This is a genomic window from Alicyclobacillus dauci (genome assembly GCF_026651605.1).
Classification (GTDB): Bacteria; Bacillota; Bacilli; order Alicyclobacillales; family Alicyclobacillaceae; genus Alicyclobacillus; species Alicyclobacillus dauci.
This window is the reverse complement of record NZ_CP104064.1, coordinates 2,882,273-2,906,364: the sequence shown is the minus strand read 5'-3', so window position 1 is coordinate 2,906,364 and position 24,092 is coordinate 2,882,273. Positions and strand designations below refer to the sequence as shown.

Sequence of the window (24,092 nt, the reverse complement as noted above, 5' to 3'; positions counted from 1 at the left end):
GGATTCGTCATGAAAACGGAAGACCTGGAGTTTCGACGGATCTACGCTGAATCTGCTCTTGGGTGTTTTGCCGGTACACGGGTTGCTGCTGCGTCGGCGGTTGGTATACGGGCTGTTGGGGCATGGGGTACTGCTGCAATGGGCGCGGCGGCATGACAGGACGCGGTGTGTTCCATGGATTCATCTGAGGATGCCTGCCTGGAACTCGGGGTTGCGCCATATTGCCTGGTATGGATTGCGATGGTCCTTGTTCATCACTCATATCAGGCGACGAACTGGATGAATCCGTCTCTGAACGAAGACTATCTCCATTTACGGACGACAGAGCGGTCTGAACAATACCGCGGAGCAGCATGGAGAACATCGGGCTTTCTACAAGCATGACGAGCTCTTTCGGTGGTACTTTACCGCTCGCACCGAACGATTCACGCAAGGCTTTCGAAATCGCGAGGGTCAACCGCAAGTATTCTTGATGTGAGAGTCCAAGTGCTTTTGCCTCCGCGCGGATTCGTTTGTTTAACTCTGCACTTGCACTCAATCGCTTGAGACGCCTTGTCGATCTCGCCATTTCGCTCACTTCTCTTTCACACAAAGGAGGTCCCAGGTTGGTGCACGGCCACCAACCTGGTCTTTTGCACGCAGTGCTGATGTAACCAATGCACAGTCATAGTGCCTCCGTGTAGACTATGGCCCGTGCACGGCCAAATTAGGAAATCCGCCCACCGTCAACCCGGATCGTTTGCCCCGTGATAAAACCAGCTTCGTCCGATGCGAGAAACCTCACTATCGCCGCCACATCGGTTGGGTGACCAAGTCGATTGAGTGGTGTTTCGTCCACCATAGCTTCGCGCTCTTCGCGTGAAAAGGACGCCATCATGTCGGTATCGATGACACCCGGCGCAATGGCGTTCACCGTGATTCCGAGGCTTCCTAGTTCTTGCGCTAGCGATTTCGTCAAGGCGATCACCCCAGCTTTGCTTGCCGCATACGCCGCTTCACACGATGCACCCGACAGGCCGTGAATGGATGCGATGTTAATAATTCGTCCGCGGCCATTTCGTCGCAGCAACGGAATCGCTTCGCGAGTGCAGAGAAAGCTGGATGTCAAATTCACGTCGATGACTGATTTCCAAGTCTCGAGAGACATGTCCATTAACAGACCGTAATGGGATACGCCTGCGTTGTTGACGAGGATGTCCGGTATGCCGAGCTCGGTCGCGCTCATGAGCAGGTGCTTGACTGCCTTTTCATCCGACGTGTCTGCCTGGACAGCAATGGCCTGTACGTCATGGGAACGGCACTGCTCTACGACTTCCTCAGCCAGGTCCTGGTTTTGACGAAAGTTGACCACTAAGCTTGCTCCCGCACTGGCGAGTTCAATAGCGATTGACCGACCAATGCCTCTCGATGCGCCGGTTACGATAGCGACACGGCCTTGTAGAGTTTGGTGGGAATGTGAATGCGTATCGCGTGAAATATCGATCTCTCCTCGTGTACAATTTCTATGAAACCAACATAAGCTCCACCATCGGTTGTATTGGATAGAAATTTTTTCGTACTTATTTTACTTTAGTGGACAATTGTTGTTATCATGTACGTCGAATGAGTATGCAATATATGTAGCATAGACTGCAAATGGCTTGAAGGGACTGTTCGGCTTTGAAATGTACAATCCATCAGGCGCCTACGGGAAACCGTCTGACAGACGCGCAACTGTTTGACTTTGAACGCGTTGCGCACCTGTATGATCACCAGGACCCCACCAAGGACGAGACATTTATACGCCGGGCAGAAGCCGTGACCGGGTGGTTTACGGAGAGCCATCGGCGTAATTTAGTAGAGACGTTAGTTGACTACGGAAAACGAATCAACGCTTCCACGACGCAACTGGCTGCGGCCCAGAAATTACTTGATAGCCGCAGTGTAGCTGTCGTCACCGGTCAGCAAGCAGGCCTGTTAACTGGGCCTTTCTATTCCATCAGCAAGGCGCTATCGGCCATCGGTCTCGCTGTGGAAATGGAGCGCCTTCTCGGTCGTCCTGTCGTTCCTGTATTCTGGGTCGCCTCAGAAGATCACGATTTTGCCGAAGTCGATCACGCCTACATACTAAACGAAGACGATGATGTTACACGTATCTCTTTAAAGCATCAATTTGATACGCACCAGATGGTGTTTTACAGCCCCTTGTCGGATACGCAAGTGCGGGAAGTTTTGGACGTTCTTCGAGAGTCCATACCAGAGCTTCCTTATAAATCCGAAATGTTGCATACCCTCAAGGTGTGTTGGACTGATGGGGATACCCTGTCTGTCTGGTTTGCCCGGGTGCTTGCAAGGTTATTATCGAAACACCCAATCGTCATCTTGGATCCGTGCTTACCTGGTCTCCGTCAACTTGTCGCGCCTGTTTTTGCTCGTACCCTGCGTGATTTTGATGTACTGCAAGACAATTTGGCTGCAGCGTACAGAGAGGTAGAGGAAGCCGGGTTCGCACATGAAGTGATTCGAGATCCGGCGCATTCAACCGTCTTTCACGTGATTGACGGAAAGCGCTATGTGATCGAGAAAAATCGCGAAGGTGCATTTGTTGCGAGGGGACACGGCAAAAAGCTAGAGTTACCTGAATGGGTGGATCTGGCAACAGAATCACCTGAACTGTTCAGTTCAAATGTGCTGTTGCGGCCGGTCATCCAAGACCATTTGATACCGACACTCGCTTACGTGGGCGGGCCATCCGAATTGGCATACCATCCACTGTCACGCGCTGTTTTCCATACACATGAGAGATCTCTCCCGCCACTTATCATGCGTCAGCGCCTTCGTATTGCCAGCCCAGGGGTCTGGCGGACCATGAACCAGTGGAACGTGTCCTTTGAGGACGTTCACGAACCAGTCGATCTCGTCGCTCGCCACGCCCTACAGGATGTTGCGGAGTCTTTGCACGACCGGGTTTCATCACTGGAGCAGACGCTGACCACAGCGCTACAGGGCTTTGTGGACGTATACGAGGAGTTTGGACCACAGGTACGGGACATTGTGAACCGGCAACATCGAAAACAAAAGACACTCCTCTCCAAGCTGGAACACAAGATCTACCGTCTGGCCGAGCGACGACGTTCTGACGACGTCGGGCAGTTGCGTCGGATCGAGCATTGGTTCTGGACTGACGGTCACGAACAGGAGCGAAGGCTCTGCCCAATCAATGTATGGGCTGAGCTCGGTCTAACCTGGTTCGAGTCACTGCCGACATGGGAAAATTTCCGGCAGCCGGCCCCTTATGTAGATATCATTGTGGAGTAATTCCAGATTATAGTTGCATCTTCCTTTCAACGGTCGATCTCGGTGTAAAACTGGGGTCGACCGTTTTTTGCGATGACAACGCCAGATGTCAATTACCATCGGTGATCAGGAAGCAAAGAGTTTTTTTAAAATTGACGAATTCCATTGAAGGACTTTGCATATGTGGAGCGAAAAGCTATTATTGTGGTGAGATGTGGGGCAAAGTGGGGAACAGGGACTTGGCGGTGACATGGCATGTTCATGGGTGAATTCGAACATTCGCTCGATACGAAAGGGCGGCTGACCGTACCGGTCAAATTTCGTGACGGGCTCGGCACCTCATTCGTTGTCACACGCGGTCTCGACAAGTGCCTGTTTGTATACCCCATGCCTGAGTGGCAGATATTAGAATCCAAGTTGAAGGCCCTGCCGATGACCCGCGCTGATGCACGTTCCTTTGTCCGCTTTTTCTTCTCCGGGGCGTCTGAATGCGAATTGGACAAACAAGGGCGCATTCTTCTTCCGCAGAAATTGCGTGATTACGCGGAGTTGGATAAGGACTGCACGCTGATCGGTGTCTCCAACCGTGTTGAAATTTGGGACACGAGCGTTTGGAACAATTATGCAGATGAGGCGGAAACGTCGTTTGCAGACATCGCCGAAAAATTGGTGGACTTTTCGTTCTGACGTGGTAGGGAATAAGGAGAGTCAAACTTGGATTTTCAGCATGAAACTGTATTACTTGAAGCGACTGTCGATGCTGTATTGCCCCATCCCGGCGGGCGTTATATTGATGCCACGCTCGGCGGTGGCGGGCATACTGCTCTGCTCCTTGAGCGGAGCAGCCCGAATGGACTTGTTATTGCGTTTGATCAAGACGATATAGCTATCGAAAATGCGCAAGCGCGGTTCGCTGACGTTTCGGAGAGACTCAAGCTCGTGCACAGCAATTTTCGCGACATGACAGAAAGAGCGAACGACTTGGGGCTTGAACAGGTCGACGGCATTGTGTTCGATCTCGGCGTATCATCCCCCCAATTCGACATTGCGGAGCGGGGTTTCAGCTATCGTTTTGACGGCCCGCTCGACATGAGAATGGACAGGCGACAGGCGATTACGGCCGAAACGTTTGTGAACGAGTCATCGCAGGACGAATTGGCGCGTATTTTCTTTCGCTATGGCGAGGAAAAGTTTAGCCGTTCGATTGCGCGGCGGATCGTTGAAGCACGCGAACAGGCAAGGATCACATCGACCCTGGAACTCGCTGAACTCGTCAAATCAGCCATTCCAGCCGCAGCAAGACGAACAGGGCCTCATCCGGCGCGACGTGTATTCCAAGCGATTCGGATTGCTGTGAACGATGAATTGGGTGTTTTGGAAGCGGGACTTGAATCTGCATTTTCGCTGCTGGCACCTGGGGGACGCCTGGCTGTCATCAGCTTTCATTCATTAGAGGATCGGATTGTCAAACAGACCTTTCGTGATTTTGCAACTGGCTGTATCTGCCCGCCGGAATTACCTATATGCACCTGTGGACGGACTCCGCGCGGGAAGTTAGTGACCCGCAAACCGATAGAACCGTCGGCAGATGAGCAGACGAAGAACCCCCGGGCGAGATCGGCAAAATTGCGCACGATTGAGAAATTGTGATTAGCATTAGGAGGAAATGAAGGATGGCTGCCGCAGAACAAATTCGTGCTCCGCAAATGGGGCAAAGTGCTGTACGTTCGCCAAACCAACACGATCATCACAATGGGCGCCAGGCGCGCCGAGCACAGGGAAGGGCAGCTCGTCTCTTCAATCGAATTAGTCTCGGCTTTTGCTGTGTTGCGAGCTTTGTAGCGGTCTGGCTCGTCGCCAACAGTGGTGCCGCGGTCTACAAGGCAAGCTATGAAAATACACGGTTGCAAACGCAGATTCAACAACAGAGCGCAATCAATGCCACGCTTGATGCGAATGTGGCTCAGTTGAAACAGCCTGCACGGATTCTCCGTGAAGCGACGAAACTGGGGATGCAATCGACAAAGCCTACGGTTATTCCCGTTCCTTCTGGGAAGTGATGTCGTAAATGAACAATTACAACTCGGGTTGGAAACCGAACAAGCGGAAGCCGCCACAGAGACAAGCACGCCGCAGTAAGGCGCGTATATGGGTCCTTCAAGGTACGTTGGTGTTGGCGCTGTGTACAGTGTTGTGGCGCGTATACGACGTTCAGAAGGTATATGGAAAGCAACTTTCTAAGGACGAAAGTCGATCGGTGGATGTCAGCCATGTGTTGCTGGCACCGCGTGGGTCCATTTTAGATGCGCAAGGGAACAAGCTGGCCTACGATGTTCCGGCATTTTACGTGGACATCAAGGTTGACGATTTAAAGGCGAACGCCACGGCAGTTGCACAAATTTTAGCACCTATTCTGGGTACAACACCGAACACGATTGTCGCCAAACTGACGGGAAGCGCCCACTGGGTGCGGTGGCCGTACCCAGTGTTGGAACCGGTCAAGAGTCAACTTGAGGATGCGTTTAAACATCATCTTTGGGCTCCCGACGACAAGAAGACACAGTGGTCTGCTGACATTACGTATAGCCCAACTGAACAACGTTTTTATCCGTATGGTCAGTTTGCAGCCAATACGCTCGGGTATGTGGCATTAAACTCTGGTGTTGGTGAAGGCGGCGTTGAGTACGAATACAACAAGCTCCTAGCTGGCTACAATGGGACGGTTAACTTCAAACAGGATGCTTATGGTTTTCCGCTTCCTGGCTCCGTGAACGTGTCAAAGCAGGCACAGCCAGGCGATAGCGTACAATTGACCATTGATGACACGGTCCAAGGGTACGTGGAAAACGAGATGGACAGTCTCGTTCAAAAATATCAGCCCCAACATGCGGCCATCATTGTCACCAACCCGCAGACCGGGGCCATTTTGGCGATGTCCAGCCGGCCTACCTACAATCCCAACACATACTGGACCGCCAGCGATCCAAACGCACTGTCGCAAAACTGGGCTGTCAGCAGTGTGTTTGAGCCGGGATCGACATTTAAACCCATTGTGTTAACGTCGGCCTTAGCAACTGGGTCTGTGTCGCTGAACCAGACATTCCAGTCGGGTACGACTCAAGTTGCGGGTCATACCATTCAAGACTGGAATTACGGGCAAGGCTGGGGAACTATCACATATCAACAGGCACTCGAGCGGTCTAGTAACGTGGGATTTGCAAAAATCGCCCAGGCGCTCGGGTGGCCTAATTTGCTTCACTATATGGATTTGTTCGGTTTTCTCAATAAAACGGGAGTCGACTTGCCGAATGAAAGCAGCTCCATCATCTTCCCGCCCTCAGAACGTGGCACCATTCAGTTGTCCACGGCGGGCTTCGGACAGGGTATCGCTGTCACTCCGCTTCAACAGATGGCGGCCATGGGCGCCATCGCGAACGGCGGAAAATTGATGAAGCCATATATCACAAGCCAAATCATCTCCCCGGATGGGAAGACAGTGAAGAAGTTTTCGCCCACGGTCGTGCGTCAGAACTTTATTCCTCAGAATGTGTTGGATGCGGTCAATCAAACGATGGTACTGGACGTATCGGGCAAAGACGGGATTGACGGAGTCGCTAAGATTCCAGGCTATGACGTAGCGGGAAAGACAGGTACGGCGCAGGTCGTGGATGCGCAAACGGGACAGTACTATAGCAATCGATTTATCACGTCGTTTATCGGCTACGCTCCGGCAAGTCACCCGGTTGTCGAAGTGTACGTAACGGTAGACTGGCCGAAGGCGGCGGAGGCGAATACGTGGGGTAGCACCATTGCTGCACCGTACGCACGCGACATTATGAAAGACGTTCTCCAGTATGACCACGTTCCTCCGACGGGGACCGTCAAGAATGTCGCAACCCAGACGGCGGGCGCAAACAAAGTACAGTACGTCAAAACGCCAAACATCGTCGGCCTAACCGAACAGGCCGCGACAGCCAAGTTGAAGTCAATTGGACTCAACAACATGTTCGCTGGTGACAGCGGTAACGTCCAGAAGCAGTGGCCAGCACCAGGCATTGACGTGGCCAAGGGCAGCACCCTGTACGGATTGTTACAGACGGGGTCCAGTGGACAAGTTGCTGTTCCCAACCTCACTGGTTTGTCGCTCCGCGATGCGACCAATTTGCTTGCTGCCATGTCGTTGAAAATTTCCCCGACGGGAACGGGTTATGTCACAAAACAAACTGTTCCGTCTGGGACGAAAGTGGGCAGTGGAACGACCATTGGCGTTTCGCTGCAGCCATCGCCATCAAATTAAAAACTGAGTGATGAGAGTTCCCTGCCTGCACAGGACATGACGTCTCAGGAATAACGCCGCAACTCGTTGTTGATAGAGTTTGCGGCTTTTCTTTTACTGGCTCGCTTCTAACCATGGAACGTGACTCGGTAGGTACCCGTACACCAAATCGCTTCTAGTCGGGGAGTTGTCCGCATACGATGATCTCGATGAACAAGCTTGGAGGCGAGCGACGTGCGGGTGACTCGAGGGATGATGCGGCGTCGGTTGGTGCTGCTGTTACTTATGCTGCTTGTGGCCATTTGCTTGCTGATGGGCCGTCTGGTGTTTGTGCAGGTCCTTCAATCCAAATGGCTCTCTGGAATGGCGAAGCAGTCGTGGGAACGCGAAATACCGTTGTCTGGGATACGGGGCAGCGTGCTCGACAGTGAAGGCGAGAAAATCGCTTACACGGCCAGTGCACCTTCGCTGTTGGCTGTGCCCAGTCAAGTGAAAGACAAAGAGGGAACGGCACAAAAATTGGCTCCTATACTCGGCATGCCGGAAGACAAAATACTGAATCTATTAAAGAAAAAACAGTTAATGGTATACCTGAAGCCGGGCGGCAAGCAAATGTCCGAAGCGACAGCGGAGAAAGTACGTCAATTGAACCTCCCAGGCATTTATATGACCGAGGAAGGAAAGCGGGCTTACCCATACGGAAACCTGGCGGCGCAGGTGCTTGGCATCACTGGATCGGACAACCAGGGCATCACCGGTATCGAGAAGCAGTATGACAACGTCCTCCAGGGTGTCAAGGGCAGTATCACCTTTTACGCAAAAGCGAACGGGGAACTGATGCCGGGCGAAGGTGAGGCCGTGCAGCCGGCGACCGACGGGAATGATGTTAAGCTTACTATCAATCGTCAGATTCAGCAGTATGTGGAGCGTGAGATCGAACAAGCTGTAGCGGACTACAATCCGGACAACGTCACGGCGATTGTGGAGGATCCGAAGTCGGGGGCGATTTTGGGGATGGCCAATTACCCCACATTTGATCCTGCTAACTGGCGCAATTATCCGCAGTCAACCTACAATCAAAACCTCGCGATTTGGAAAACGTTCGAGCCGGGCTCGACGTTTAAAATTGTCACCCTGTCTGCGGCACTTCAGGAAAACAAGGTCAATTTGAATGACGGCTTTTACGATCCCGGTTACTACGAAGTGGCCGGACACCGTATTCGCTGCTGGAAGGCTGGTGGTCACGGGTCCCAAACATTTTTAAATGTCGTGGAAAACTCGTGTAACCCCGGGTTTATCGCACTGGGCGAACGGTTGGGTAAGACGACTCTTTTATCGTATGTCAAGAAGTTCGGATTTGGTCAGAAGACAGGTATCGATTTGCCGGGTGAAGGCAACGGTATCCTGTTCAAAGAGAACAAAATGGGTCCGCTTGAGTTGGCGACGACCGCATTTGGCCAAGGCGTATCCGTGACACCGATTCAACAGGTGATGGCGCTTGGTGCGGTTGCAAATGGCGGCAAACTCATGAAGCCGTATGTCGTACAAGACATTCAGAATCACGAGACAGGACAAGTCATTTCGGAAGCGCAGCCAACGGTCGTCCGGCAAGTGATCTCAGCGAGCACAGCCACCAAAGTGCGGGGTGCGTTGGAAAGTGTTGTCGCGAACGGAAGTGGGCGCAATGCTTATAAATATGGATACCGAATTGCAGGTAAGACCGGTACAGCACAAGTCGCCAAGAATGGGCGATACGAATCCGGGCACTACATCGTCTCATTTATTGGGATGGCGCCGGCAAATGATCCCAAGCTGATTGCCTATATTGCGATTGACAATCCGCATCCGAAACACGGAATTGTCTTTGGTGGCGTGATCGCCGCTCCGATTGTCGGGAATATTCTTCAGGACAGCCTGCAAACATTGGGCGTGCAACCGTCGACACAAGGTCTGCAAAAGAAATATCGTTATGGAGACGTCGTACCGGTTGACGTGCCAAACTTCACGGGCCTGTCCGTGGCAGATGCGAAAAAACTGGCGTTGCAGAACACGGCCGGTTTGAACGTGGAGATTTTGGGGGCGGGATCGACGGTGATCGCACAATCCCCTCCGGGTCGATCGAAGGTCGACGATGGGTCAACCATTCGCCTGTACTTAGGTGATGGTACCTCTTCGAAGTCAATTGACAAGGCGAATCAAAACCAATAGAGTGGGCGTGGACTAAATTCTGCTGTAGGCTTGCTAGGAGGGACAAAAGTGCGGTTAAGCGAGCTATTACAACCGCTATTTTCCTATCAGATATATGGGTCCGACGACCCGGACGTGTTGGCAATCGAGGCGGACTCCCGGCGAGTCACGCCCGGAACCCTGTTTGTTGCGGTGCCAGGTCACACGGTTGACGGGCACGACTTTGCGCAAGCAGCCGTGTCGTCAGGTGCCGTCGCACTGCTGGTGGAACGTCAGTTGCCTGAGCTTCCTGTTGCCCAAGTGGTCGTAGAGGATTGTCGCCGGGTATCAGCTATCCTGGCCGATGTCCTGTACGGACATCCTTCATCCCAACTGCGAACAATTGGCGTGACGGGAACCAATGGAAAGACAACGGTGACGCATATCATTCGGCATATCCTCTGTACCGCGGGAAAGCGAGTAGGCCTGCTCGGTACGGTCGGAGGCCGCATCGGGGACGAGGCGTTTCCCCTCGCTAACACGACACCGGAAGCAGTTGACGTACACGGGTATCTCAAGAAGATGGTCGACAGCGATTGTACGTATGCGGTTATGGAAGTTTCATCCCACGCCCTGGTAGAGCGCCGAGTTGCAGGCGTAGCATACGGAATTGGTGTGTTTACGAACTTGACTCAAGACCATCTTGATTTTCACGGTACGATGGAGAACTACGCACATGCCAAGGCGCTTCTGTTCGCGAGACTGGGGAACACGTATGGAAACACACGACATGAGAATGCGTATGCCGTGGTCAATGTCGACGACTCTTATGCCTCGTACATGATTGAAGCATCGGTGGCGCAGACGTTGACATATGGTTTGTCCGAGCAAGCTCACGTGCGCGCTGTGAGTGTTAAACTTGATCACACCGGCGTCCGCATGACCGTGTTGACTCCGCTGGGCGATATCGACGTGCATACAGGACTGATTGGTCGTTTTAACGTGTACAACGTTCTGGCAGCGGTATCTGTCGGCATTATCGAGGGGATTCCACTGGAGTCTATAGCGACGGCGCTCGCGAGCTACAGCGGTGTGCCTGGGCGATGTGAGCGGGTTGACGCTGGTCAACCATTCGGTATTTTTGTGGACTACGCACATACGCCCGATGGAATCGAGAACGTCCTCTCCAGTGTCCGTGAGTTCGCGAAAGGAAAAGTCATTTCTGTGGTGGGCTGCGGTGGTGATCGGGACAAAACAAAACGGCCAATTATGGCGGCAAAGGCGCTCCAGCTCAGCGATTACGCTATTTTGACAAGTGACAATCCAAGAACTGAGGATCCGAATGCTATTTTAGATGATATGGAAGCCGGGGTTGTGGGCCTCACGGGGCAGTACGAGCGCATCGTCGATCGTCGAGAAGCCATCCAAGCAGCAATTGCACGCGCAAGTGCGGGTGATGTTGTTGTCATTGCAGGAAAAGGTCACGAAGATTACCAGATTATTGGAAAATCAAAAATTCACTTCGACGACCGTGAAGAGGCCCGGGCCGCAGTACTGGCCAGTGTCTCTGACGAACAGGTGTAGGAGGAAGTCACCTTGGATTTACAAGCACTATTTTTTACAGCCATTGCGGCCTTTACCATCGCACTACTCCTTGGGCCGATCTCGATCCCACTCCTCCATCGGTTGAAGTTTGGCCAATCGATTCGGGAAGAAGGACCGCAGCACCACAAGAAGAAGGCGGGTACCCCGACGATGGGTGGCCTCATGATTCTGCTCGCGGTGATTCTCACGACACTGAAGTTCGCGGTAAGTAGTCTCGATACACTGATGTTGCTTCTCGCAACAGTTGGATTCGGCCTGATTGGGTTTGCGGACGATTTCATTAAAATTGTCAAGAAGCGGAATCTTGGACTGACGGCAAAACAAAAACTTTTGTTGCAATCGCTTGTCACTGTGCTTCTGTTTGGACTAATGTTGTGGGAGCAGGGCGGCAGCCACTCTTTCGGGATACATATTCCTTTATCGAATTGGGTCTTACCCGTGGGCATGTTCTATATCTTGTTTTTGCTCGTCGTGCTGGTCGGCACAACGAATGCGGTGAATTTAACAGACGGTTTGGATGGCCTGTTGTCCGGTTGCGCCATCATGGTGTTTGCTGCGTATGCTGTGTACGCGTACTGGCACACCAACTACGATGTGGCGCTGTTTTGTGCCGCTATGGTGGGGGCACTCGGTGGCTTCCTGGCGTTCAATCGGCATCCTGCGAAAGTGTTTATGGGTGACACCGGATCGCTTGCCATTGGTGGGGGACTCGCGACGGTATCCGTTCTCACGCACAGCGAGTTGGCTCTCATCCTGTTTGGGTTGGTATTTGTCGTGGAAGCACTGTCCGTGATGATTCAAGTGTTTTCCTATCGTACATTTGGGCGGCGTGTCTTTCGCATGAGTCCCCTGCACCATCACTTTGAACTCGGTGGGTGGTCAGAGTGGGAGGTCGTCCTCGTATTCTGGCTGGCGTCGTTTATCTGTGCGTTTGGAACGCTCGCTTTGCTATCGCACTAGAATAGTGTGTCCGACAAGGTTCACACGCCCAAGATTTGATTCTGTGAACCTTGTCGGACAACCGCTAAAATAGGTTCTGTGAACTTTTCCCCCACAGGGGCATGGTTGGATACGCATTAGAAGGTGACGATGAAATGGAAACGCAAAACAATCTAGAAGACTGGCTGGCGCATTCCGGCGAAGTGCTCGTGGTTGGGCTCGCCAAGAGCGGTGCAGCAGTTGCTGAGCTCTTAGTTCGGCATGGATTTAGGGTTACCGTAAATGAACGACAAGTCCGTCAGGACGGGGACTTGGTGGTGGAGCGCCTGGAACGAGCAGGCGTTCGTTTTGTGTTTGGTGGACACCCGGAGAGCTTGCTCCACACGGATTGGCAATTTGTCGTGAAAAATCCGGGCATTCCATATGATATGCCACTCATTGCAGGTCTTGTAGCGCAGGCGAGACCAGTGTTTACAGAAATCGAGGTGGCCAGCTGGTTTGCTCGGTCTCCCATCTACGCCATCACCGGGTCGAACGGGAAGACGACGACGACGACACTTGTCGGTGAAATGCTCACAGCTGATGGGCAACGTCCTGCGGTTGCGGGAAACATCGGCACGGTCGTGTCCGGGGTAGTGGAAACCTTGGAACCGTCGCAACCAATCGCACTGGAGGTATCCAGCTTCCAGCTCATGGGGACGTGGCGGTTTCACCCTCGAATTGCAGCCCTGCTCAATTTCTTTCCTGCCCATCTGGATTACCATGGTTCCTTCGAAGCATACCAGAGCGCAAAATGGAAAATGTTCGACAACATGACGGCGGACGATGTGGCCGTTCTCAACCGTGATCACGATCTCGTCCGTCCCGGCGCAGCCAAGCTTGACGCCACCGTCCATTGGTTCAGCACCCGTGAAACGGATTTTGAGAATGGGGCAGGGGTCACAGACGGCCATATCGTGATGGTGGCTGGGGGCCGGCCGCGATCGCTCATGCGCGTCGATGAACTGGCACTCAAAGGCGGGCACAATCTGCAAAACTTCCTTGCAGCTGCGACGATTGCTGCAGCGGCAGGGGCATCGGACGAAGCCATTCGGACCATCGGCCTGACTTTCCAAGGTGTCGAGCACCGGTTGGAGTTCGTTCGAGAAGTCGCTGGGGTTCGCTACTACAACGACTCTAAGGCGACGAATCCGGCCGCTTGTCGGCAGGGACTGAGTGCCTTTCCACACAATGTCGTGTGGATTGCCGGAGGGCTCGACAGAGGAATCATGTTTGACGATCTCGTTCCCGACATCAAAGGACGTGTCAAAGCCGCTGTCCTGCTTGGAGAGACACAGGGAAAATTGAAGTCTGCATGCGATGCTGCGGGCATTCCTTCGGTGACTCTCGTGGATAGCCTGGAAGCCGCTGTCGAACAAGCACATCGGGTGGCGTCTGTCGGCGACGTTGTTTTGTTGTCTCCGGCGTGCGCGAGTTGGGATATGTTTACGTCGTTCGAGGTACGGGGAAGCATGTTCAAAGAGGCCGTGCATAGACTGTAATTGCGTGTCCATTCTGTAGGACAAGAACGAAGGTAAGCTCCTCTGAATGGCGCGCTACGCTAGCACGTAGACGACGTTCGCTGTGAGGCGCGTCGTCGGCGCTTGAGGAGGGGCATCCGTGCTTCGATCCCGCAGTACTGAAACAGCTCGAAGTTCACTTGATTACTTAATTGTCGGTGTCATCGTCATTTTGCTCTGTCTGGGCATTGTCATGGTGCACAGCGCTTCGTCGGTCATCGCTGCGAACAAATTCGGCGATCCGTTTTTCTACGTCAAGCGCCAAATGATATGGGCTATTCTAGGCGTAATTGCCATGTTCTGGTTTGCTCGGTTCGATTACCACGCCTTGCGGAAACACGCGCCAAAGATAGCGATCATCAGTTTCGTCATGCTGGTGTTGGTACTCATGATCGGTGTGAATCGGGGCGGTTCGAAAGCGTGGCTTGGTTTTGGCTCCCTCGGTATTCAGCCGTCTGAGTTTGCAAAGCTTGGGCTCATCGTCTTCTTAGCACACCTGTTAAGTGAATCCGGAGAGCGGATGCAATCCTTGTGGCGCGGCTTCATGCCGCCCCTTGGCCTGTCGCTCACTGCCGTCGGGCTGATCATGCTGGAACCGGATCTTGGTCAGAGCGTTGTCATTATGGGAACGACGCTGCTCATGATGTTTGCGGCGGGAACTCGACTGACCCATTTGGGCGGATTCTTTGGGCTGGGACTGCTAGGGTTTGGCGGCCTCGTTGCCATGGCACCGTATCGAATTCAGCGCGTCGTGTCTTTTCTCGATCCCTGGAAGTATCCGAAAGATGAAGGATATCAGATCATCCAATCGCTGTATGCATTGGGATCGGGCGGCATTTTGGGGCTCGGACTCGGCAATAGCCGACAGAAGTTTCTCTATCTGCCGGAGCCGCAGACGGATTTCATTTTCTCCATTATTGGTGAGGAACTCGGCTTCCTAGGAGGTCTCTCCTTACTGTTATTATTCGGTGTCCTCGTTTGGCGGGGTGTCCGGACGGCAATTTACGCACCAGACGAATTCGGGTCTTTACTTGCGGTGGGCATTACTGGCATGATTGCTGTGCAAGTGCTGATCAATATCGGGGTCGTTACCGGATCGATTCCGGCGACGGGAATTACGCTTCCGTTCATCAGTTATGGTGGGTCGTCATTGACACTGATGCTGACAGGCGTGGGGATTCTTCTAAATATCTCCAAGCAAGCTGTGTTCCCGCAGCGTTAAACGTTGTCCTCGTCAGAGGTGATATCGTGAAAGTTGTATTTACAGGTGGAGGGACTGGCGGGCACATTTACCCTGCCCTGTCCCTTTGGCATTATATGCAATCCCAGCCAGGCGCTTGGGAGGCACACTACATCGGAACAAGGGAAGGACTGGAGCAGTCTATTGTAGGAAAGACCGACATTCCCTTCGAAGAGGTTGAGGCAGCAGGACTTCGCCGACAGGTTTCCCTCAGCGCGCTGCGCACACTCGTGAAAACCGCTCGGGGTTACTTCCAAGCGAAAAGACTGCTCAAGCAGTGGAAGCCGGACGTCGTCGTCGGCACTGGAGGGTTCGTCACCCTGCCGGTGATTTTTGCAGCACACGCACTCCGGATTCCCAGTGTCGTGTGGGAGGGCAACGCGCGCCCGGGACTCACAAACCAGCTGTGCGCGCGCAGAACGAATGCAGTGGCCATCTCGTTTGAAGGCAGTGAGCGATTCTTTAGCAAGGCTAAGCGTGTCGTGCTAACAGGTAACCCGCGCGGAAGCGAAGTTCTGCAAATCGATACGCGGGCAAAACGCGAAGCACTTGACAACTATCGCATCCTGCGCGACCAGAAAGTGGTGCTCATCTTCACCGGCAGCCGCGGGTCGGAATCCGTGAACGATGTCATTACCAAGTTGCTTCCGAGGTTCGCCGAGCACGACGACTGGCGCGTGATTTTCGTCACGGGAGAACGTCATTATGATCAAATCGCCGCGTCGCTTCACGACTTGCCGAGACATGTCACGGTCCATCCATTTCTCTACGACATGCCGAGCCTACTACCCCACGTCGATCTCGTCATCAGCCGCGCCGGCAGCAGCACACTCGCCGAGGTGTGCTCGCTCGGGATTGCTTCGATTCTCATACCGAGTCCCTATGTCACGGCAAACCACCAGGAGGAAAATGCGAAACGCTTGGTGGATAAGGGAGCTGCATCGATGATCCGCGAAGCTGATTTGACGGAAGACAGGCTTTGGGAAGCCATCGAAACTCGAATGCATGATGATGCACTCAGTGAGATGAAGGCGTGCGCAAAAGCTAACGGAATGCCTGATGCGGTCAATAGATTTTACCAGATCGTCCAGGAAGTAGCCCGCAAAAAGTAGCTTGTTCGACCGTCAGGTCCTTTTCATCTGGGATGCATTCGTTACAATGAAGACAGGCACGGTGCGCCGACCGTGCCTGTTTTATTCGCGTGTACATAATCTGTTTCTCAAATGGGCTACCGTGGATAACCGCACAGTTTTGATATAGCCGCATATGATGCCATGCGGAACCTGGGCGTAGGCGTGTGTTGAATATCGACAATGGAGGTTCGCGCATGGTCTCTGAAACAATATTACCAGTCTTTTCGTCATATGGAATTGAGGATGTTCGCCTCAATGAGTCGATGGCAAAACATACTACCTGGCGAATCGGTGGTCCGGCTGATGTCTTAGTTATTCCGAAAAGTGAACAGGAATTGCAAGGTACCGTGCGAGTGGCTCATGACTACGGGCTGCCTGTTACGGTCATTGGTCGCGGATCGAATGCCCTCGTGTTGGATGGCGGGATTCGAGGTGTCGTGATCAAACTCCATGACGAATTCGCTGATATTCAAGTAGAAGGGAATTCGGTCGTCGCCATGAGTGGACGCTCATATGTGTCTGCGGCCAATATTGCAGTTCGCAGCGGATTATCCGGGCTGGAATTCGCAACGGGCATTCCTGGGACGGTCGGTGGTGCCGTCATGATGAATGCGGGTGCGTATGGTCGGGAGACTTGTGAAGTGCTCGAATGGGCGGATGTCATGGATTTGAATGGGGATACCAGGCGGTTTACGAATGAGGAATTCCGTTTTGGTTATCGCTACAGCACCTTGAAAGACCATCCCGGAATCGTCGTCCGGGCGAAATTCTCGCTTACATCTGGAGACCGAGACTCGCTTATTGCACAAGTAAGGCAGTGGTCGACGCGACGTGTCGAGACGCAACCCTTGTCGTTGCCCAACTGTGGGTCTGTCTTTCGGAATCCGGAAGGGACGCACGCTGGACATTTAATTGAGGCGGCAGGATTGAAGGGATTCCGCAAAGGCGGCGCACAAATCAGCGAAAAACACGCCAACTTTATTGTGAATCACGGAGACGCCAAGGCCGAGGACGTTCTCTGGCTCATCCGACACGCCCAGAACACCATCCGCGAACGTTATGGAGTCGAAATGGAAACTGAGGTCCGGGTTTTAGGCGAGCAGACCTCAGGGAGGTGACCGGGTGTGGATATCTTACGCATACAGGGCGGCGTGCCCATTCACGGGGAAACTCGTGTGTATGGTGCAAAAAATGCGGCGCTTCCAATTTTGGCAGCAACAGTGATGGTGGCAGGCACGTGTGTCATTGAAGATGTACCGGAACTTGAGGATGTCAGGGTCATGATGCAGATCCTTGAACAGCTTGGAGCTCGCGTGCGATGGAGTGGACCAGGTGCAGTCGAAGTTGATGCTTCGTCAATTGGGAGTACAAACGTTCCTGCTGATCTGATGCAGCGTATGCGATCCTCCATCTTTCTGATGGGTCCGCTCTTAGCGCGATTCGGCGAAGTGACAATCTCCAAGCCAGGTGGCTGCGTCATTGGACAGCGCCCAATTGATTACCATTTACACGGGATGCGTCAATTAGGTGCAAAAATCGACGAACAACACGGATATATCAAGTGTACCGCACGCAGACTGCACGGTACGTCTATCACGCTCGATTTTCCAAGTGTCGGAGCCACAGAAAATTTGATGATGGCAGCTACTCTTGCCGACGGCGTAACAACCATTGAAAATGCTGCCCGAGAGCCGGAAGTGGAAGATCTCGCGCAGTTTCTCATGGCTGCCGGCGCTTCTATTGAAGGAGCCGGAAGTGACACCGTGACGATTCGCGGGTGCTCAACACTACATGGACACTCTTACTGTATCGTTCCGGACCGGATCGTAACCGGAACCCTGATGGTCGCAGCAGCTGCCACTCGTGGGGAGGTAACCATCCTCGGAGCGCGCCCTTCGCACCTAGGAGCTATCATTCAAAAACTGAGAGACACCGGTGTTCGGGTGGATGTGCAGCGTGATATAATTACGGTTAAATGCGAAGCGCCACCTCGTGCCGTCGATTTCCGAACTGCGCCGTTTCCAGGGTTTCCGACCGATTTACAAGCACCGTTCATGGCGCTTCTAACGAAGTCGACGGGAACGGGTGTGATTCACGAAAGTGTATTCGAGGCTCGATTCAAACATGTCGACGAATTAAAACGAATGGGTGCTGATGTTGCTGTCGACATGCGTACAGCCGTTGTCCGCGGTGTGTCCTCGCTGTCGGGTGCTCGTGTGACAGCAAGCGATTTGCGGGGTGGAGCTGCCCTGCTCGTTGCCGCACTCATGGCCGACGGGACGACGGAAGTCGACGGGGTTCACCATATTGACCGGGGATACCAGTCGATAGAACAGCAACTGAGCACACTTGGTGCGCGGATTGAGCGCGTTGTGATCGAATCATGATGGTCTTGGTTGCCGTGGCGATGGGGGGGACTCCGTCGCCACCGCCGTGACCTTGTCTTAAAGGACGTGTTGTAATGCCGCAGATGGCGGTGACGCAAGAGGAGAGAGCGCGTCGAAAGTCCCGTAACCGCAAGATCGTCATGGGGTTTTTCGTGTTCATCGGGATCGTGGTCGTGTTGGAATCACCGCTGTCTCGGGTCCGGCATGTCGACGTGTCGGGAAATGTGACCATTCAAGACACTCGAATCGTCAAGGACAGCGGAATTCGTTCCGGTGAGAGTTTGTGGCAGGTGAACGGCGAAAAGATTTCCAGTCAAATCACGTCAATGGAGCCGATGGTCCAATCCATCCAGGTTTCTACTAACTGGCTGCAGGGTTCAGTCCACATTGGTGTCACGGAGCGGCACGTTGTTGCCATCTATGAGTCCTCTGGCAAGTTTTACGAGCTCTTGGATGATGGCGTCGTCTACTCCTCGATGGAGCCCACGAGTGGGTTGCCTTTTCCGGTTGTTACGGGGTCTCACTCCAATATCGCAATGGGACAAGCCGTGAGCCCGGAGGTTACGACGCTTTGTAAACAGATTGCACAAATAGGAGCGAATGCTCTATCGAACGTGTCTGAGTTACATGCAAATGGCGACGGAACAGTTTCGATGTATTTGGATAACGGGTTTGTCGTCATAGCCGACAATACGGGTTTAGAAGGTGCGATTAACGTCATGCAGCCGACGGTTCAGTACTTTATTCAAAAAGGGTACAAGCCGGGCACCATCGATCTGAGCGGTCCGCCACCGTATCGCTATACACCGTTTGCGTCCAAGCAGCAGAGTGCCTCGGGAATACCGGGCTCAGGCACCAACAACTCGGGACAAAGCAGTAGTGGCCAGAAAGGAGCTACGGGATGAAGACGACCACAAAATTAACCCTTTCTCTGACAGTGGTGTCGGTTGTGTTGGGATTTATGGTTTCCCTTGGATATCGTCAGACGGAGTTGTCTGCGCGCCTCGGCTCGGCTGATGCTGGCGGATCGGCAGTCAATCGTCAGCTCAACACGAGGTTGACGGACCTGAAAAAATCGAACCAGGATGCCGAGCAACAACTTGCCAAAGTCACGGCAGATTTGAGTACGTATGAGCAAAAATCGACTGGGTCCAGTCAGGCATTGAAGCAACTGCAGACGCGCCTGCAAGATGAGCGGATTTTGGCCGGCATTACGCCTGTACACGGACCGGGCATCTCTGTGACCATGATGGATGGTGGCGCAAGCGGTACGGATATTGAACAGATTCTCACGCATGACTGGAATGTTCGGAGCGTTGTCAATGAGCTGTTTACAGCTGGCGCGGAAGCCGTATCCATTAACAATTATCGTGTTGTTGCCACGTCCGCTGTCGAATGCCAAGGTCCCGTGGTCTCCGTCAACAGTCACCGACTGGGCGCGCCGTTTGAAATTGATGCCATTGGGGATCCCAATACGCTGAAGTCCGCCCTGCAGATTCAAGGGGGCATCTTGGATCAGCTTCGTCAACAGGGGCTCAAAGTATCGACTCCGCAAGTGAAGTCGGACATTCAGATGCCTGCGTATACGGATCCTTTGGAATCTTCAACTGGGAATTGAGGTGGCAAGGCATGCAGCAAAGAAGTTTAGTCTGGGGCATCACGGCAATTACCGCTGCATTCGGGTTCATGTTGACCGTTCAGATCACGTCAAGACCGTCATATGACAGCAAACCGACGAGCTATATCGACCTTCGGACACAGGTTCAAGAAGCAGCGCAAGAGCACCAGCTACTTGAAGATGACATTTCCAAAGCCAATGCACAGTTGGATGAGTACCACGCTGCAAGTGGAAGTTCCGCGAGTTTACAACAGGCTCTCGAGCACGATAAGAGTACTGTTGAGCAGCAAGCTGGCATTTCGCCGGTGTCGGGGCCCGGTCTGACCATCATGATTCAAGACGATTATCAGCATCACAATGATTTTCCGGATCAACTGGGGACTTTTCCAAGTATGGCTGACCAGTGGTTGTCGCAAGTGGTCAACGTCCTATTTGGGAACGGTGCAACGGCTATCAGTATCAATGGACAAAGGCTTGTGACAACGTCCTCGATTCGTTTGGTGACGGGTATCGATGGAATTGGCGGTGTGCACATTAACGGCCATCCAATCACGATGCCTTACGTCATCACTGCTGTTGGGGATATTCAAAACATGAAGGCGGCCATGACGGTGCAGAACTTAGCACTCTATTTTAATGAAATGGGCGAGGACTTTTTAGTCACGCCGTATCCAAATGCCACGGGTGTACAAGTCTCAGGGTATAATGGGCCATTGCCTGGACAATGGGCGAAGGAGGTAAGCGGCTCATGATCTGGCTGCCAGTACTAGGACTCGTTGTTGGTGTGGCCTTGGGGCTCGTGACACACGTTGCGATTCCCGTGGCATTTTCGAGCTACCTTTCCATTGCCATTTTGGCCGCACTCGATACGGTTCTGGGAGGAATTCGTGCGAGTTTGGAGAAGTCTTTTGACGGAGCGGTTTTTCTGACTGGTTTCTTCACAAATACACTTGTTGCTGCACTGTTGGCATACATCGGGAACCAACTGGGCGTAGATTTGTACTTAGCGGCGGTCGTGGCATTCGGTGTACGCTTGTTCCAAAATATCGCCGCCATTCGGCGAAACACTTTCCTTCTCCTTCGACAACGGAAAATCAAGAGGGATAACGCGACACGGCACATCCAGTCGTGAATATTTTTCATGACAGAAGAGGATTGTCGAAAAACGTGTGGAAATAGATAGAGAATCGCAGTCTTCGGCGCTCTAGGGAGGTGCCACTCGGTTGGCCAAAGAAGATTACATCGTCAGTCTCGACATCGGCACTTCAAAAATTCGAGCCATCATCGGGGAACCCACAGGCAATAGCATCAATGTCATCGGAGTTGGATCTGCCTCCGGTGAAGGATTGCGCCATGGGTCCATTGTCGACATAGATTTGACCGTTGAATCCATTCGTGAAGCAGTTGATCATGCGGAACGGATGGTTGGCATTCACATTTCGTCTGCCTATGTAGGCATTTCCGGCAATCACATTCAGTTGCACAGTAGTCATGGTGTTGTGGCTGTGTCGTCGGCGGATCGTGAAATCACGGATGAGGATATCGAACGCGTCCTTCAACAAGCGCGCGTTGTCGCCCTTCCGCCTGAACGTGAAGTCATTGATGTGGTGGCAAAAGAATTTGTCGTCGATGGTTTACGTGGGATTATGGATCCACGTGGCATGCTCGGCGTGCGGCTAGAAGTCGAGGCATACTTAATCACTGGCAGTAGAACTGCCATCCATAATGTTGTTCGCTGTGTGGAACGCGCAGGGATCGAAGTTGCAAACTTGGTATTGTCACCCATGGCGGCAAGCCATATCGCACTCACTAATGATGAACGAAAACTTGGCGTTGCATTGGTAGATGTGGGTGCGGGCGACACGTCTGTTACGGTGTTTAACAACGGCGTGCTCATGGGAACGAGTATTATCCCCATGGGCGGTGACTATGTCACACATGACATTGCCATCGGCTTGCGAACAAGCACGACTTCCGCTGAACAGGTCAAGTTGCGCCATGCCTGTGCGCTTGTATCACAAGCATCGGAGAATGAGACGTTTCAAGTACCACGAATGGGAAGTAACAAGGACACAGAGTACACACAGTACGATTTGGCAACGATTGTCGAACCGCGCATGCAGGAAATATTTGCGCTCGTGCGAAAAGAAATAGAGACTATGGGCTTTGCGGATGAATTGCCGGCGGGTTACGTTTTCCACGGCGGTGTTATGTCCACACCTGCGGCTGCTGATCTCGCCAGCGATGAGCTTCAGGCACCCGTTCGCATTGCAATCCCCGAATTTCTCGGCGTACGTGACCCCTCGTTTGTCAATGGGGTTGGGACAATCGCATACGCTGCACGAACCGGTCTACGTTCGAACCCGGGTGAACAGGCGCCAGCTATGCGCCAAATGAAGTCGGGGAGTGGAATGTTTACCAAGATTAAAGATTGGTTGCGCGATTTCGTATAAGGCTGATGTTGTACATTCAGCTTGCGTCCCCTGACCGCGAGAGACGCAGGGGCAAGCGTGGAGCCATAGATTGAGGAGGAGCAGTCATGCTGGAATTTGATTTTGAATCGGATTCCCTGGCGCATATCAAAGTGATAGGCGTCGGCGGCGGTGGGTGTAACGCGGTCAACCGCATGATCGAATCCGGTGTTAAAGGCGTCGAATTTATCGTCGTCAACACGGATGCCCAGGCGTTAAAGTTATCTAAGGCTGAAACAAGGCTCCAAATTGGGGAGAAGCTCACGCGCGGATTGGGCGCGGGTGCGAATCCGGAAATCGGTAAGAAGGCTGCCGAAGAGAGTCGGGAAATGCTGTCCAACGCTCTGAAGGGTGCAGATATGGTTTTCGTCACTGCCGGAATGGGTGGTGGGACTGGAACGGGCGCGGCTCCGGTCATTGCCGAAATTTCGAAAGAAATCGGCGCATTGACGGTCGGTGTTGTCACGAAACCGTTCCGTTTCGAGCAAAGGCGACGTATGGTTCAAGCAGAAATGGGCGTTTCAGCGCTAAAGGAAAAGGTAGATACGCTCATCGTTATTCCAAATGATCGTCTACTTGAAATTGTCGACCGGAATACACCTGTCCTGGAGGCGTTCCGTGAAGCTGATAACGTGCTTCGTCAGGGCGTATCAGGTATTTCTGAACTGATCGCGACACCAGCACTAATCAATGTCGACTTTGCCGACGTGAAGGCGATCATGACGGAGCGTGGCTCTGCACTCATGGGAATCGGTATTGCTTCCGGTGAAAATCGGGCTTCTGAGGCTGCGAAGAAGGCAATTTCATCACCTTTGCTGGAAACGTCCATCGACGGCGCCCGTGGCGTACTGATGCATGTTGCAGGCGGTACTAACCTCAGTCTGTGGGAAGTCAATGAAGCCGCGGATATCGTCTCGACCACGGCCGATGCCGAAGTGAACATGATTTTTGGTGCGGCAATCGACCCTGATCTTCAAGATGAGATCGTTGTCACGGTGATTGCCACGGGTTTTGAGGGCAACCAACAGCCACATCACAATGATGCGTCGGAACACGCGTCACGTGGAACGATTCAGAGGCATAGCCCCTTGAACGATACCCCACCTTCTGTGCCGAATACAGGCAACACGTGGGATGTTCCAGCTTTCATGCGGCGCCAAAATGGTAATAAGTTTGGTCGTGACCGTTAAGTATTTCGATTTATGTTCGTATTGCATCTCGACATCCTACTCGTGTCGAATTTGGTTGAGAGGGTACAGCAGCTTTCTGCGCTGTGCCCTCTTTCTTAATTCCTCCTCGTTTAATCTGCGGTTTCAACATTTCTCGGTGTTCTTCTACAAAAACTCTATGAGATTTCAGTCAAGTTCCGACAGGCTTCGTAATAGAGATAAATTATACTTTCCCTAAAACGGCTCGAGGTGG

At 52.8% G+C, this 24,092-nt stretch carries 21 protein-coding genes; 19 read left to right on the top strand and 2 right to left on the bottom strand.

What is annotated here, in order from left to right:
• Positions 1-7 precede the first annotated feature (7 nt).
• Positions 8-568 (bottom strand): hypothetical protein, encoded by a 561-nt coding sequence (locus NZD86_RS14740; RefSeq protein ID WP_268042826.1) that lies wholly within the window; start codon positions 566-568, stop codon positions 8-10.
• Between the two features lie 138 nt (positions 569-706).
• Positions 707-1,477, bottom strand: coding sequence for an elongation factor P 5-aminopentanone reductase (gene ymfI / locus NZD86_RS14735; protein WP_268046893.1), 771 nt, complete (start codon positions 1,475-1,477; stop codon positions 707-709).
• 182 nt (positions 1,478-1,659) lie between these two features.
• Between ymfI and bshC the strand changes: the two genes are divergently transcribed.
• The 19 genes from bshC to ftsZ all read left to right on the top strand — a co-directional run bounded on the left by bshC (position 1,660) and on the right by ftsZ (position 23,860).
• Positions 1,660-3,297 (top strand): bacillithiol biosynthesis cysteine-adding enzyme BshC, encoded by a 1,638-nt coding sequence (gene bshC / locus NZD86_RS14730; RefSeq protein WP_268042825.1) that lies wholly within the window; start codon positions 1,660-1,662, stop codon positions 3,295-3,297.
• Positions 3,298-3,531: 234 nt separating this feature from the next.
• Positions 3,532-3,963, top strand: coding sequence for a division/cell wall cluster transcriptional repressor MraZ (gene mraZ, locus NZD86_RS14725; protein ID WP_268042824.1), 432 nt, complete (start codon positions 3,532-3,534; stop codon positions 3,961-3,963).
• 27 nt (positions 3,964-3,990) lie between these two features.
• Complete coding sequence (gene rsmH, locus NZD86_RS14720; RefSeq protein WP_268042823.1) at positions 3,991-4,926, top strand: 16S rRNA (cytosine(1402)-N(4))-methyltransferase RsmH; 936 nt, start codon at positions 3,991-3,993, stop codon at positions 4,924-4,926.
• 23 nt (positions 4,927-4,949) lie between these two features.
• Positions 4,950-5,336, top strand: coding sequence for a septum formation initiator family protein (locus NZD86_RS14715; protein ID WP_268042822.1), 387 nt, complete (start codon positions 4,950-4,952; stop codon positions 5,334-5,336).
• An 8-nt stretch (positions 5,337-5,344) separates the two neighbouring features.
• A complete protein-coding gene (locus NZD86_RS14710) occupies positions 5,345-7,573 on the top strand; it encodes a penicillin-binding transpeptidase domain-containing protein (protein ID WP_268042821.1) in 2,229 nt (742 codons plus the stop codon).
• Between the two features lie 213 nt (positions 7,574-7,786).
• Positions 7,787-9,760 (top strand): stage V sporulation protein D, encoded by a 1,974-nt coding sequence (locus NZD86_RS14705; protein ID WP_456057546.1) that lies wholly within the window; start codon positions 7,787-7,789, stop codon positions 9,758-9,760.
• Positions 9,761-9,808: 48 nt separating this feature from the next.
• Complete coding sequence (locus tag NZD86_RS14700; RefSeq protein WP_268042820.1) at positions 9,809-11,302, top strand: UDP-N-acetylmuramoyl-L-alanyl-D-glutamate--2,6-diaminopimelate ligase; 1,494 nt, start codon at positions 9,809-9,811, stop codon at positions 11,300-11,302.
• Between the two features lie 12 nt (positions 11,303-11,314).
• Positions 11,315-12,283 carry a phospho-N-acetylmuramoyl-pentapeptide-transferase gene (gene mraY / locus NZD86_RS14695; RefSeq protein WP_268042819.1) on the top strand — a complete coding sequence of 323 codons (969 nt, stop codon included), beginning with the start codon at positions 11,315-11,317 and terminating at the stop codon, positions 12,281-12,283.
• A gap of 101 nt (positions 12,284-12,384) precedes the next feature.
• Positions 12,385-13,803: a UDP-N-acetylmuramoyl-L-alanine--D-glutamate ligase gene (gene murD / locus NZD86_RS14690; RefSeq protein ID WP_326492571.1), complete on the top strand. Its 1,419-nt coding sequence runs from the start codon at positions 12,385-12,387 to the stop codon at positions 13,801-13,803.
• A 118-nt stretch (positions 13,804-13,921) separates the two neighbouring features.
• Positions 13,922-15,043, top strand: coding sequence for a stage V sporulation protein E (gene spoVE, locus NZD86_RS14685; RefSeq protein WP_268042818.1), 1,122 nt, complete (start codon positions 13,922-13,924; stop codon positions 15,041-15,043).
• Between the two features lie 26 nt (positions 15,044-15,069).
• On the top strand, positions 15,070-16,173 hold the full coding sequence (gene murG, locus NZD86_RS14680; protein WP_268042817.1) for an undecaprenyldiphospho-muramoylpentapeptide beta-N-acetylglucosaminyltransferase: 1,104 nt from the start codon (positions 15,070-15,072) through the stop codon (positions 16,171-16,173).
• 215 nt (positions 16,174-16,388) lie between these two features.
• Positions 16,389-17,312 (top strand): UDP-N-acetylmuramate dehydrogenase, encoded by a 924-nt coding sequence (murB, locus tag NZD86_RS14675; protein ID WP_268042816.1) that lies wholly within the window; start codon positions 16,389-16,391, stop codon positions 17,310-17,312.
• 6 nt (positions 17,313-17,318) lie between these two features.
• Positions 17,319-18,581 carry a UDP-N-acetylglucosamine 1-carboxyvinyltransferase gene (murA, locus tag NZD86_RS14670; RefSeq protein WP_268042815.1) on the top strand — a complete coding sequence of 421 codons (1,263 nt, stop codon included), beginning with the start codon at positions 17,319-17,321 and terminating at the stop codon, positions 18,579-18,581.
• Positions 18,582-18,664: 83 nt separating this feature from the next.
• The gene (locus NZD86_RS14665) at positions 18,665-19,486 is read left to right on the top strand and encodes a cell division protein FtsQ/DivIB (RefSeq protein WP_268042814.1); all 822 of its coding nucleotides are present in this window, start codon (positions 18,665-18,667) and stop codon (positions 19,484-19,486) included.
• Entirely contained in the window at positions 19,483-20,199 is a 717-nt protein-coding gene (locus NZD86_RS14660; protein ID WP_268042813.1) for a DUF881 domain-containing protein, read from the top strand. Before NZD86_RS14665 ends, NZD86_RS14660 begins: the two co-directional genes overlap by 4 nt.
• A gap of 11 nt (positions 20,200-20,210) precedes the next feature.
• Positions 20,211-20,951 carry a DUF881 domain-containing protein gene (locus tag NZD86_RS14655; RefSeq protein WP_268042812.1) on the top strand — a complete coding sequence of 247 codons (741 nt, stop codon included), beginning with the start codon at positions 20,211-20,213 and terminating at the stop codon, positions 20,949-20,951.
• Positions 20,948-21,331, top strand: coding sequence for a small basic family protein (locus NZD86_RS14650; protein WP_268042811.1), 384 nt, complete (start codon positions 20,948-20,950; stop codon positions 21,329-21,331). The genes NZD86_RS14655 and NZD86_RS14650 overlap by 4 nt, the downstream gene beginning before the upstream one ends.
• 91 nt (positions 21,332-21,422) lie before the next feature.
• Positions 21,423-22,652: a cell division protein FtsA gene (ftsA, locus tag NZD86_RS14645; protein WP_268042810.1), complete on the top strand. Its 1,230-nt coding sequence runs from the start codon at positions 21,423-21,425 to the stop codon at positions 22,650-22,652.
• Positions 22,653-22,738: 86 nt separating this feature from the next.
• The gene (gene ftsZ / locus NZD86_RS14640) at positions 22,739-23,860 is read left to right on the top strand and encodes a cell division protein FtsZ (protein ID WP_268042809.1); all 1,122 of its coding nucleotides are present in this window, start codon (positions 22,739-22,741) and stop codon (positions 23,858-23,860) included.
• The last annotated feature ends 232 nt before the right edge of the window (positions 23,861-24,092 follow it).